Genomic DNA, 11,957 nt, shown 5'->3' with positions numbered 1-11,957 from the left:
CTATGCTGGATCTGTTTAGTGACGCCTCACCCTGGCAGGAACCGCTGGCTGAGGGCGCGGTAATTTTACGCCGCCGCGCCCGCGATGAGGCGGAAGCACTGTACCAGGCGATGATGGCGATTGCCGCGCAAAATCCGTTTGAACACCGCATTACACCAGTTGGTCATCGCATGTCGGTTGCGATGACCAACTGCGGCGATTTCGGCTGGTCTACGGACGCACGCGGCTACCGCTATAGCGAGCAGGACAGCAGCAGTCAGCGTCAGTGGCCAGCTATGCCGGACGCGTTTCGTTTGCTGGCCCGACAATCCGCTGAAGAAGCCGGCTTTCCGGGGTTTAATCCGGATGCCTGCCTGCTTAACCGCTATGAGCCCGGCGCTAAGCTCACGCTGCACCAGGACAAGGATGAGAAAGATTTGCGCCAGCCGATTGTCTCCGTTTCCCTGGGCTTACCCGCGGTTTTCCAGTTCGGTGGCTTTGAGCGAAGTGACCATGCTCAGCGGGTTTTGCTGGAACATGGCGATGTGGTGGTCTGGGGCGGGCCTTCGCGCCTGCGCTATCACGGTATCTTACCGCTTAAGGCCGGTATCCATCCGCTCACCGGCGCCTTTCGCTATAACCTCACTTTCCGACGGGCGTTTTAGCCCGTCGCACAAGGTGCGAATAACGATTGCTATCATTTGCCATCACTTTACACTGCTGGCTGATTTTCATGTCTGGTAAGGTTTTATGGCACTGTTAAATGTGGTTTTTCGCCAGTATCGCTGGCCTTTTATTGGCGTAATTCTGCTCACGCTACTGAGTGCCGCGTTAGGTATTGGCATGATCGCGTTTATTAATAGCGAGATGATTGTCGCGATTAATACCTCCCTGACGGTCCTGCCCGCGTTCCTGTTCCAGGTGGTTATGTTGATGGCGGTAACGCTGGCCTCGCAGTTGGCACTGACCTGGCTGGGCCATCAGTTTGTCTGGCGTATGCGTGGTGAATTTATCAAGCGCATCCTGGACACGCGCGTGGAGCGCATCGAACAGATTGGTAGCGCACAACTGCTGGCGGGATTAACCAGCGATGTACGGGCCATCACCCTTGCTTTTGTTCGTTTGCCCGAGTTAATTCAGGGAATCATTATCACGCTGGGATCGGCACTCTATCTTGCCTGGCTGTCCCCGAAGATGTTACTGGTGACCAGCGGCTGGTTGGTCGTGACGATAGCAGGCGGCTGGATGCTGGTGTCGCGGGTCTATCAGCACATGGCAAAATTACGGGATGTTGAAGACAACCTGTATCGCGATTACCAGACCGTCATAGAGGGACGCAAAGAGCTCCAGCTTAACCGTGAGCGCGCCAGACTGATCTACGACAAGGTATATCAGCAGGATGCCAGTGATTACCGGCACCATATCGTGCGTGCCGATACCTTTCATCTCAGTGCCGTTAACTGGTCAAACATCATGATGCTTGGCGCGATTGGCATGGTATTTTTCATGGCCAACAGTCTGGGATGGGCCAATACGGCGGTGGCAGCCACCTTTTCCCTGACGTTGCTGTTTCTGCGCACGCCACTGCTGTCAGCGGTTGGGGCACTTCCAACGCTACTCAGTGCTCAGGTCGCCTTTCGCAAACTCAACAGCTTTGACCTCGCCCCGTATGAGCCGGACTTTCCTGCCTTTTCTGGCGACACCGCGTGGCAAACTCTTGAGCTGCGTGATATCACCTTTCACTACGGGGAGAAGGGTTTCCAGGTCGGGCCGATTAATTTAACGCTTCATCGTGGCGAGCTGGTGTTTTTAATTGGCGGTAACGGAAGTGGGAAATCGACACTGGCCATGTTACTCACAGGACTCTATCGGCCTCAGTCCGGCAGCTTGCTAATAGACGGCAAACCGGTTGATGTCAGCGACCTTGATAGCTGGCGTAAACACTTCTCAGCGGTCTTCACCGATGTGCATTTGTTTGACCGTCTGATAGACAGCAAAGGCGATCCCGCTTCGCCTGGCCGGGTTCAGCAATGGCTCGAAAAGCTCAAAATGCAGGACAAGCTGAAAATTGAAGGGAATAAAATACTGAATTTGCAGTTGTCGAAAGGGCAGAGTAAAAGGCTGGCGCTGCTGCTGGCCGTCGCTGAGCAACGCGACGTCCTGCTGCTGGATGAATGGGCCGCCGATCAGGACCCGCATTTCCGTCGGGTTTTCTATCGTGAGTTACTGCCCGCGTTGCAGGCTGCAGGAAAAACCGTTTTTGCCATCAGCCATGATGACCACTACTTTATCCACGCCGACCGCCTGCTGGAGATGCGCGATGGCGTCCTCTACGAGTTAACGGGTAACGAACGCGATCACGCCAGCCTGGATGCCGTCAAGCTTACCGATACGGGTTTATAATTTTTGCTGAGATCGTCTCAGGCTCAGTCAGTCACACCGTGCTGAGCGCGTTGCTCATCGGCGGCGAGCGTCAGACAGGGGCACTGAGAAACGAGAAAGCCGCTCAGTGATGAGCGGCTTAGAAAAGTTCTGGTTGGCGCTTGAAATCACACGGTGCCTGGCCGTAACAACAGGGAGGCGGTGTGAGGTTGGGAGCTTGTTATAATCAATCGTTGGGCGGGATGGGGAAGTTTTTTACTGAAACGACAAAATGCTGTTGGCTTTTACTGATGCGCGCACCGCGTTCGCACCACTGACTTGCCAGACGAAAGAAATCGTCACAACCGATGTCGTATGCCAGCTCCACCTTATTGATGCCTGAGTGCAGTAAGTTTTCTGCATCCTTCAGGTTTTTAGCTTTGATGATCATATCTGTACCCTCGATTTCAGGAGCAAACAGAATACGTTTTTTTCATGACAGAATTGTTTCAATTTAATGAAAGGCTGTCATATTTGTTGTTTTTGTGAAGTAATCAACATTTGCATTTTATTAATAAATAAATGATTTTTATAATTAATGTTGTATTTATTCGCAATTTTTCAGGAAAGTCCGATACACCAACGATAAGCGCCAGGCGGGGCTGAACAGCCTGGCGGACCGAATTTGTTTAGCCCTGCTCACGTCTGAAAAAGAGCAGGCAGGGCAAAGGCTTCTCAGGTCTGGGCTTCATTATGGGTTGCCGGTTGCTGACGTTCCTGTGCCAGAAAACTCAGGTCGCTTCCTGACGGGCGCTGGTAGATGCGCAATGAAAAGACGTTAGCGATGGCATAGATATATTCGAAGATTGTTGATTGAGTATTTTCATAGTCGACCCACAGAATTGATGACGTGAAGCAATAGATTTCAATGGGCAGCCCCTCAGAAGAAGGCTTCATCGACCTCACCACGATATACATGTCTTTTTTGATGTCATCTCGCTGAGCCAGCCAGGCTGTAAGATAGTGACGGAAGATCATCAGGTTAGTCATACCGTTTTCAACAAACCAGCGGTCACCTACGGCACTCAGTTCCCGACCATCCATAAGTTTGGAGAGTTGCTCACTGATGCCGCGAATCTGCGTCATGGGCTCCAGCATGGCGTGGTCCACAAAACCTATCGACGTCTGATCAATGTAAAAACTGCGCATGATTCGGCGAGCACCGGATGAGAACATGGCCTGCCAGTTGGTATAGGTTTCAGTAAGAAAGGTTTTGGTGGGAACACGGGAAAGCGTGTTGTCCCAGTTGCGAATGGTGATGGTGTGAAGGGCGATATCAATCACTTCACCACTGATGTTGTTCGCCGGGATTTCAATCCAGTCGCCCAACTGCAGCACATCATTGGATGACAGCTGAATATTCGCCACCAGCGACAACAAGGTATGCTGAAATATCAACATCAGCACCGCCGCCACCGCACCGAGACTGGAGATAATAATCACTGGCGATTTATTCGACATAATGGCCAGGATCATAATCGCCGAGATGATATGCACCAGGATTTTGCCGACCTGAATATAACCTTTAATCGAATGATTTTTACGTTTCGACTTTTTAACATAGGAGATATTGATAATCTCCAGGACTTCATTAAAAAACAGCGACAGGTAAACCATAAATAAAATGCCGCAGATAGTCTTAATCGCGATTAACAGGTGCTCGGGCAAGTCCGGCATAAACTGCAGCAGAAAGTAAACGGTGATAACCGGAATGAAATTAGAGATTTTTTCAGACAACCTGACATCTTTGTCGAGCGGCACCTGTTTCTTATGGGTACTAAAAAACACCTTACGCACCACTTTTACCACAAAAAACTTACAAATCAGATGCGCAACCAGGCCCGCGACGATCAACACAACGAGGTTAATAGTAACAGAAAGTGCAGGTTTGTTTTCAATATAGTGTTGTATGTCGTTCAAATAATTCATGTTAATCGTATGCCTGAAAATGTTGTTTGTATTCAACCACAAACCCAATGATGCCGATAAGCGTAGCGTGCGTTTGGGCTTCCTGCGACGAGTAAGTTAATGGAATTTATTCATAATGTCATTTCGAGGTTGCACGGTGGCAGCGCTGACCGCCGCTTTCAGACCGCCGCAGCAGGGCAGCCGATGACAGAGCAGATGGCCCTGCGCATGCACTGAGGGTGGGCTGCTTTCTGCACGCGGCAGGAAACACGTGCTGCACGCTGAGGATGTATTGGCGGTCAGCCTGGTACGTTGCCGCCGTAAGGGCACTTTCACCGCGTTTTTACAACATTAAATATGCATGTTTCTGCACTGTATATTTTTAGCTTTCATTATTTAACGATAATGCATTTCATCAGGTTTATATCGATTGAACAATATCTTAATTGACCTCTTTTACTTAAATGATTGGTTAATTCAAACCCACAAGAGGGTGAGTGAAGCGATTCTGTTTTATTCCTCTTTACTCTCCTCTTAATGATCTTTTTGTCGCCATTCAGCACGATATTTATATACAGGAAATCACACCGTTCTCCATCACAGGAGGTTACACAATGGGGTAACGTCCTCCGGCTTTTATGCCTGCATAAGCTAAATATATGGAAAATATAGTCATGATTTTGCTTATGCGAGGGTTATCGTAGGCCAAAAATAGCTCTAAAACATATGCTTATCGCCACCTCTTTTCAGGAAGGTGAAAGGTGAAAAATGAAAACGAATATTACGTCAAACAGTGATACCGCTTATCGTGCCCAGCCGGTGCGCTCGGGTCGCGTTGGCTTTGTTGAAAAGGCCGGATTTGGGGCCGGTGATGCCGCCTGTAATATGCTGTTTAATCCGATAACCATGTTCTTGTCTTTTTTCTATACGGATATATTTGGACTGGCACCGGGGGTTGTGGCGACCATATTTCTTGTTGTACGTTTTGCCGATGCGGTTTTCGACCCCTTTTACGGCGCTTATATTGATAAAACCACGACGCGCTGGGGGCGTTTTCGTCCGTGGATTATTGGTTTTGCCGTGCCCTTTGCCATTAGCTGTATGGTGATGTTTTACACGCCGGATTTACAGGGCCATGCAAAGGTCATGTATGCCTTTATTACCTATCTCATCCTGTCGCTGCTTTACTCTGGGGTGAATATTCCTTACTGCTCGTTGGGCGGGGTGATCACCACCAATGCGCAGGAACGGGTTTCCTGCCAGCAGTTCCGCTTTATGGGCGCAGGGCTTGCCAGCTTGTTCTGCACCCTGACCTTACTGCCGATGGTGGCGTTTTTCGGTAACGGAAACCGGCAAATTGGTTTCTTCTGGGTCATCACGCTGTTTGCCGTGATCTCCCTGTTTCTGTTTGTTTTTTGCGTCGCGACCACCCGAGAGCGCATTACACCTAAGAGCAATGCCGGGGAGTCGATTTTCGCGATCATCCGGCAAATTACGAAAAACGATCAGTGGGTTGTTTGTGTTTTTGCCATGTTTCTCGACTGCATTCCTTCCTTTGTACGCGGCGCGGCCTGTATCTATTTCGCAAAATACGTGATGGGACTGAACGACTATTACGCCACGCTGTTTCTGAGTACCGGCATTATTGCCGGTATTCTTGGCTCGTACATTACCCCGTATTTCACCAACCGCTGGTGTAAAGTCCAGGTTTATCAGGCCGCTAAATCGACAGCCCTGGCAATGTCGATCGTGTTCTTCTTTTTACCCGCCCAGAGTAGTGTGCTGGTTTTCATCTGGTTTTTTATCCTGTCTGTCATTCATCAGATTGGTGCACCCATCCTGTGGTCGTTCATTGGCGATGTCGATGACTACGGTGACTGGAAAACGGGCAAGCGCTTATCCGGGATCTGTGCCTCCGGCAACCTGTTTTCACTCAAAATTGCCCTGGCCGTCAGTGGCGCGATTGTGGGCGGGGTTCTGTCGTTTACCGGCTATCAGGCCAATGTGGTCGAACAAAGCCGCAGCGCGATCGATGGCATTTACGCACTGATGGTCTGGATTCCCGTGGTCGGTTATCTGCTGTCTGTGTGGCTGGTCCGCACGCGCTATATCCTGACTACCGCCAAAATGAAAACCATTGAAGACGATCTGTTCTCGACTCATCCCGACTGAGTCTCCAGCTGTAATCCATTGTGAAAACAGAAGGGAAGAAAATGATTAAGTACTTTTTTCAAAAACAAAACACCATCGATCGGGTGGACGATGCCCTGTACGGTTCCTTTGTGGAACACCTTGGACGGGCCGTCTACAGCGGCATCTATGAACCGGGCCATGCCACGGCGGACGCACAGGGTTTTCGTCAGGACGTGGGCGAACGGGTAAGAGAGCTGGGGATTAGCACCGTCCGTTATCCCGGCGGTAATTTTGTCTCGGGATACAACTGGCGCGATGGTATTGGCCCAAAATCAGCGCGCCCGGTAAGGCTGGATTACGCGTGGCTGACCAAAGAAAGCAATCAGTTTGGCATAGATGAGTTTGCCACCTGGTGCGAAAAGTATGGGGTTACGCCGATGATCGCCGTCAATCTCGGCACAGGCACGCCGCAGGAGGCCGGTTACTTCATTGAGTACTGTAATCTGGCATCCGGCACCGCACTCAGCGATCTGCGTATCCAGCATGGCCGGCAAAAACCCTATAATTTCAAGCTCTGGTGCCTGGGTAACGAGATGGACGGCGAGTGGCAGACCGGGCAGTTGAGTGCGGAAGATTACGTTAAAAAAGCGCGTGAAACGGCAAAAATCATGCGTTGGGTTGATCGGGATATCAAGCTGGTCGGATGCGGCAGTTCTAATTCGCTTCAGGCCAGCTATCCCGAATGGGATCGCATTGTACTGGAGGGGCTTTATCATCAGATTGACTACCTGTCGTGCCATCATTACTTTGAAAACAGTACCGGTCATCCACAGGATTTCTTAGCCTCGTTCCAGAAAATGGATGATTTTATTCATACCATTACGGCAACGGCCGACTATGTTAAAGCCAAACTGCGCAGCGATAAAAAGATGATGCTGTCGTTTGATGAATGGAATATCTGGTCTATCGAAGGCGAGCCCTGGCAGGATCACTTTATCGACCCGAACAACCTGTATCAGGAAGCGCCGCCGTTACTGGAACAGTCTTATACTTTTCTGGATGCGCTGACGTTCGGTGGGCTAATGTGTTCGTTGCTCAATCACTGTGACCGGGTAAAAATGGCGTCCCTGGCTCAACTGGTCAATGTGATTGCTCCCATTTTCACCCGCCCCGGTGGTGAGGTGATTCGCCAGACCATCTTCTGGCCTTTCCAGATGGTGAGTCAGTATGGACGGGGACAGGCATTACGCTATTTTGCCAATGTTCCTACGGTGAACACCGTGCATGGCGAAACCCGACAGGTTCAGAGTGCGGCCGTTTACAACGAAGAGAAACAGCAGATCGCCTTCTTCGCGTTGAACACGCACGCCCATGATGCGGCAGACATTACCTTTGTGCTCGATGAGTTTGGTGAGGGGACATTATCACAACATGTCGTGTTAGCGGGCCATGCGCTGGACGCTAAAAATACCTTTACTGAGCCGGATAAGGTGGTGCCGCAGCCGCGCACTGTCACCGATGCACAGCGTCGCCAGAAACAGGTGTCACTTCCGCCTCTCAGCTGGAATATGGTGGTGATCGATCTGCAGCCCTGAGGGTTTGATCGCCCAGATACCAGAAAGGCGTGGGCATCTGGGCTGTCAGAATGGATATTGCCTGACTCAGTTCGCAGGCAATAAAAAAAGCAGCCGTAAATGGCTGCTTTTAAAGGGATTATTTGGTCGGCACGAGAGGATTTGAACCTCCGACCCCTGACACCCCATGACAGTGCGCTACCAGGCTGCGCTACGTGCCGAACTTTGGAAAGCTAGTCTACTGATTCTTCGCACGAATGCAAGCTACCCGGCAACTAACTGCCGCATTATTAATCAGTTAGCGATAAAACGTTTCTCTTCTGTGAGCACCTGCAACAATAGCGCCAGCTCCGGTTTATGATCTTTCAGCACTTTTCCACTGGCGTCATAAGCACGGTAGCTCCCGTTATTGTTCAGCACCAGCGTGATGTCACGCGTCGTGATCACCAGCTTGTTGTCTTCACTACTGGTGACCCAGTCATGGCGACGCTGAGCAGCAAACAGATCTTCACCCTGGGCATAATTCACCGGATTCGTACTGACGTGCAGCAAGCGCTGCATCAGCGTCACCATCACATCCTGATGATCGGAAAGGCGCGTCACCGTCTGTGCTGGCGTATCCGGCCAGTGAATAACCAGTGGAACCTGCAGGATTTGGCGATTGCCTTCATTATCGGGATCGCCATCCAGCGGCACGCCATGCTGCGCCGTAATGACCACCACGGTGTTTTTCAGCAAGTCACGTTGCTGCAATGTAGAGAGAATGGCCTGAATCTGATCATTGAGCGCCGGTGCCTGACGCATATAGCTGCGCTGCCGTGCTTTGGCGTTATCGCCGCTCACTGTCGGGCCATGCAGTGCCACCCAGGAGAACCATGGCGTACCATCGCTCTTTTGAGCGCCCAGCCAGTTTTGCCATTGCGAGACGGTGCTGGCATTGGGCTGTTCTTCACTGGCAGGCAGCGTGTAGTCGGACAGCAGAGCCTGACGATAAAGTGGCTGACTAAATCCATCCGATGAGAACAGGCCAAACTGATAGCCCTGGGTGCTCAATGCGGTGAGAAGGGCGGACGGCGTTCGCTGTGCCAGCACACCGTTCATATAGCTGGCCGAGATACCGTAGAACAGACCAAACAGGCCTTTTTCTGCATTATCGCCCGCGCTGAAATGTTGGGTAAAGCGTACGTTCTGGCTGGCAAACTGGTTCAATGCTGGCAGGGCGCTGTCACTACTGGCGCTGTTCAGCCCATCCACCGTAATCACTAACAAATTATCGCGTGCGCCTTTATCCGCAAAGGTGATATCACTGAGCGGATACTGTACTGCTGCGGCTTCAGGATCGCCTTGTTGCACCAGACGGCGCTGATATTCCTGCGCATCCAGCAAACCGTGGCGCTCCAGAAAGCGACGTGCCGTCATAGGATAGGAAAGGGGCAAATTTGCGCGCTGCATGGTAATCGGGCGATAAAAATTGGCATCAGCCCAGATATACATTAAGTGGCTGGCAAAGAAGGCGCTGATAAAGAGTGCTGCCAGCGGCTTGCCAAAAGAGCGGCGGTTCAGGCTGCGCAGCTTCTGCCAGCTCCAGGTAGCAAACAGAATCTCCACCAGGAAAATCAGCGGCACACCGATAAACATCAGCTGCCAGTCGCGCGCCATTTCACTTTGATCGGGGTTAATCACCAGTTCCCATACCACCGGATTAAGGTGTAAATGGAAACGATTGAACACGGCACTGTCGACCATCAGCAACGTTAAGCCGGCGGTGGCGACCACCGTCGAAAGCACCCGCATCAAACGTTGCGACATGACGACAAACGTCAGCGGGAAGATAATCAACAGATAAGCGGCAAAAACAATAAAGCTGAAGTGACCCACCCAGCTTGTGTACGCATAGATACGTCCCGCCAACGAGGCAGGCCAGTCGGCAACCAACAGATAGCGGCTACCCAGAATCAGCGCGAAAAAGATATTGAACAGAGCAAACCAGTGTCCCCAGCTAATCATCTGGGAGACTTTCTCGCGGTAGCGCTGTCGGTTGGTTACCATAGTTTTACGTCAGATCAGCGAATTAATGGGTGCTGTCGTCTACCGATGCCTGCAGAGCATCAGCAAAAGAACGTGCCAGAGAGCGACGTTGCGCAGGCGCAACATCGCTGTTAATCAGGTTGGTTACCATGTTCCCCAGTACCATCAGGGAGAGGTCGGTGGGTGCCTGGTCTTTTTGCAAAACCTGCGCCATTTCCGCGAGGAGTTGTTCAACGCGTTGGTCGCTGTAACGGGATGATTGTGGCATAGCGAAAAGTTATCTCGTCTCAAAAGGCGATATAGTACCGGAACAGCGCACTTTTTTCCGCAAATTTATCGAAAGCGCACTGTTCGCATGATGCATGGAGTTGAAAGCTGCTGCTGGCGGTGTTTGAATACGCGCCTGTGCTATTAGGAGAGTTTACCATGAGTCTGGATATCGACCAGATTGCCTTGCATCAGTTAATTAAACGTGATGAAAATCAGTTAGAGCTGGTGCTTCGTGATTCGTTACTGCCTGCCACCAACACCGTCGAAGCGATGGTGGAAGAGCTGCACCGTGTTTACAGTGCGAAGAGTAAAGCTTACGGGCTGTTTAATGCTGAAAGCGAGCTGGCAGAAGCGCTGCGCAACTGCCGCAAAGGTAACGATGATTTTCTCGCTTTTAGCCGGGCTGCGACCGGACGTCTGCGTGATGAACTGGCAAAATATCCGTTCGCCGAAGGCGGCGTGGTGCTGTTTATTCAGTACCGCTACCTGGCGGTCGAATATTTACTGGTGGCGGTGTTGAACAGCCAGTCCAGTATGCGCGTCAACGAACAAATGGATATCAGCAGTACCCATTATCTGGATATTAATCATGCCGATATTGTGGCACGTATCGATCTGACCGAATGGGAAACGAATCCGGAATCCACCCGTTACCTGACTTTCCTGCGTGGACGCGTCGGGCGCAAAGTTTCTGATTTCTTTATGGACTTCCTGGGTGCGGAAGTCGGACTGGATACCAAGGCGCAAAACCGGGGACTGTTACAGGCAGTGGATGACTACTGTGACGAGTCGAATCTGGATAAAAACGAACGCCAAAATTACCGTCAGCAGGTTTACAGCTACTGTAATGAGCAGCTTCAGGCGGGCGAAGAAATTGCGCTAAAAGAATTATCAGGCGAGCTCCCTCCGCTGGGTGAAAAGACGTTTGAAGCCTTTACCCAGGAACAGGGCTATGAACTGGAAGAACATTTCCCGGCGGATCGCGGTACGTTACGCCAGTTAACCAAGTTTGCCGGCAGCGGCGGCGGTCTGACCCTGAACTTCGACGCACTGTTACTTGGTGAACGCATTTTCTGGGACCCGGCAACGGATACGCTGACCATCAAAGGAACACCACCTAACCTGCGCGAACAGCTTCAACGCCGCACCAGCAGTAAGTAATACCAGGCCGGGGCGATGCGTTCCGGCGGGCAACAGACAAAATAAAAGGGCCGGTTTCGCAACCGGCCCTTCTACGTTCAACCCATTCGGCGATTAAGCGCGAACGAAGTCGATGTGGTGCAGTTTTGGCTTGAACGGGTGACGCTGAACAGCCTGCACTTTAACTTTGGTGTCTTTACCGTCAACCACCAGAGTCAGAACTTCATCGTAGAAGCCTGGCTTAGTTTGCAGGTTCATCACCTGGTCGTGGTCAAGGTCGATAGCAACCGCTGCTTCTGAACCACCGTAGATGATGGCCGGGAAACGGTTTGCTGTGCGCAGGCGGCGGCTCGCACCCTTACCCTGCTCTTTACGTTCTGCTGCTTCGATAGTGAACATTGATACGTCTCTTTATGATTCCTGCTACAGGCGACCCAGTAACAGAAGGGTTATTCAACACTGCTTATGCACATGCAAAAGCGGGCGGCATTATAGCCGTAATAG

Annotated in this window: 10 protein-coding genes and 1 tRNA gene; 5 read left to right on the top strand and 6 right to left on the bottom strand. The window is 51.2% G+C overall.

What is annotated here, in order from left to right; translation table 11 throughout:
* Window positions 1-2 precede the first annotated feature (2 nt).
* Window positions 3-644 (top strand): DNA oxidative demethylase AlkB, encoded by a 642-nt coding sequence (gene alkB / locus CMR03_RS04155; RefSeq protein ID WP_096010867.1) that lies wholly within the window; start codon window positions 3-5, stop codon window positions 642-644.
* An 85-nt stretch (window positions 645-729) separates the two neighbouring features.
* Window positions 730-2,382: a multidrug ABC transporter permease/ATP-binding protein gene (locus CMR03_RS04150; RefSeq protein ID WP_096010866.1), complete on the top strand. Its 1,653-nt coding sequence runs from the start codon at window positions 730-732 to the stop codon at window positions 2,380-2,382.
* A 205-nt stretch (window positions 2,383-2,587) separates the two neighbouring features.
* Here CMR03_RS04150 and CMR03_RS04145 read toward each other — a convergent pair whose 3' ends face one another.
* Window positions 2,588-2,791, bottom strand: coding sequence for a hypothetical protein (locus CMR03_RS04145; RefSeq protein ID WP_063880261.1), 204 nt, complete (start codon window positions 2,789-2,791; stop codon window positions 2,588-2,590).
* A gap of 284 nt (window positions 2,792-3,075) precedes the next feature.
* Window positions 3,076-4,329, bottom strand: a complete 1,254-nt coding sequence (locus CMR03_RS04140) for a mechanosensitive ion channel family protein (RefSeq protein WP_096010865.1) — start codon at window positions 4,327-4,329, stop codon at window positions 3,076-3,078.
* Window positions 4,330-5,076: 747 nt separating this feature from the next.
* Here CMR03_RS04140 and CMR03_RS04130 point away from each other — a divergent pair.
* Window positions 5,077-6,480: an MFS transporter gene (locus tag CMR03_RS04130; protein WP_096010863.1), complete on the top strand. Its 1,404-nt coding sequence runs from the start codon at window positions 5,077-5,079 to the stop codon at window positions 6,478-6,480.
* Window positions 6,481-6,521: 41 nt separating this feature from the next.
* Window positions 6,522-8,036 carry an arabinosylfuranosidase ArfA gene (arfA, locus tag CMR03_RS04125; protein WP_096010862.1) on the top strand — a complete coding sequence of 505 codons (1,515 nt, stop codon included), beginning with the start codon at window positions 6,522-6,524 and terminating at the stop codon, window positions 8,034-8,036.
* Between the two features lie 123 nt (window positions 8,037-8,159).
* Here arfA and CMR03_RS04120 read toward each other — a convergent pair.
* The 3 genes from CMR03_RS04120 to CMR03_RS04110 all read right to left on the bottom strand — a co-directional run bounded on the left by CMR03_RS04120 (window position 8,160) and on the right by CMR03_RS04110 (window position 10,311).
* A tRNA-Pro gene (locus CMR03_RS04120) sits at window positions 8,160-8,236 on the bottom strand.
* Window positions 8,237-8,309: 73 nt separating this feature from the next.
* Window positions 8,310-10,064, bottom strand: coding sequence for an LPS biosynthesis-modulating metalloenzyme YejM (gene yejM / locus CMR03_RS04115; RefSeq protein WP_096010861.1), 1,755 nt, complete (start codon window positions 10,062-10,064; stop codon window positions 8,310-8,312).
* 22 nt (window positions 10,065-10,086) lie between these two features.
* On the bottom strand, window positions 10,087-10,311 hold the full coding sequence (locus CMR03_RS04110; protein ID WP_063880245.1) for a YejL family protein: 225 nt from the start codon (window positions 10,309-10,311) through the stop codon (window positions 10,087-10,089).
* A 158-nt stretch (window positions 10,312-10,469) separates the two neighbouring features.
* On the opposite strand from CMR03_RS04110, the gene yejK reads away from it, so the two are divergent.
* On the top strand, window positions 10,470-11,474 hold the full coding sequence (gene yejK, locus CMR03_RS04105; protein ID WP_063880244.1) for a nucleoid-associated protein YejK: 1,005 nt from the start codon (window positions 10,470-10,472) through the stop codon (window positions 11,472-11,474).
* Between the two features lie 93 nt (window positions 11,475-11,567).
* Here the strand turns inward: yejK and rplY are convergent, their stop codons facing one another.
* Entirely contained in the window at window positions 11,568-11,852 is a 285-nt protein-coding gene (rplY, locus tag CMR03_RS04100) for a 50S ribosomal protein L25 (RefSeq protein ID WP_063880243.1), read from the bottom strand.
* Window positions 11,853-11,957: the final 105 nt, after the last annotated feature.

It is taken from the genome of Pantoea allii (genome assembly GCF_002307475.1).
GTDB classification, from domain to species: Bacteria; Pseudomonadota; Gammaproteobacteria; order Enterobacterales; family Enterobacteriaceae; genus Pantoea; species Pantoea allii.
The sequence above is the reverse complement of the archived record's forward strand: the minus strand, read 5'-3'. Positions and strand labels throughout refer to the sequence as shown.

What these genes read in the sequence shown, in the direction of transcription:
- alkB (WP_096010867.1), top strand. Translation starts at nt 3, where the DNA reads ATGCTGGATCTGTTTAGTGACGCCTCACCCTGGCAGGAACCGCTGGCT.
- CMR03_RS04150 (WP_096010866.1), top strand. Translation starts at nt 730, where the DNA reads ATGGCACTGTTAAATGTGGTTTTTCGCCAGTATCGCTGGCCTTTTATT.
- CMR03_RS04145 (WP_063880261.1), bottom strand. Translation starts at nt 2,791, where the DNA reads ATGATCATCAAAGCTAAAAACCTGAAGGATGCAGAAAACTTACTGCAC.
- CMR03_RS04140 (WP_096010865.1), bottom strand. Translation starts at nt 4,329, where the DNA reads ATGAATTATTTGAACGACATACAACACTATATTGAAAACAAACCTGCA.
- CMR03_RS04130 (WP_096010863.1), top strand. Translation starts at nt 5,077, where the DNA reads ATGAAAACGAATATTACGTCAAACAGTGATACCGCTTATCGTGCCCAG.
- arfA (WP_096010862.1), top strand. Translation starts at nt 6,522, where the DNA reads ATGATTAAGTACTTTTTTCAAAAACAAAACACCATCGATCGGGTGGAC.
- yejM (WP_096010861.1), bottom strand. Translation starts at nt 10,064, where the DNA reads ATGGTAACCAACCGACAGCGCTACCGCGAGAAAGTCTCCCAGATGATT.
- CMR03_RS04110 (WP_063880245.1), bottom strand. Translation starts at nt 10,311, where the DNA reads ATGCCACAATCATCCCGTTACAGCGACCAACGCGTTGAACAACTCCTC.
- yejK (WP_063880244.1), top strand. Translation starts at nt 10,470, where the DNA reads ATGAGTCTGGATATCGACCAGATTGCCTTGCATCAGTTAATTAAACGT.
- rplY (WP_063880243.1), bottom strand. Translation starts at nt 11,852, where the DNA reads ATGTTCACTATCGAAGCAGCAGAACGTAAAGAGCAGGGTAAGGGTGCG.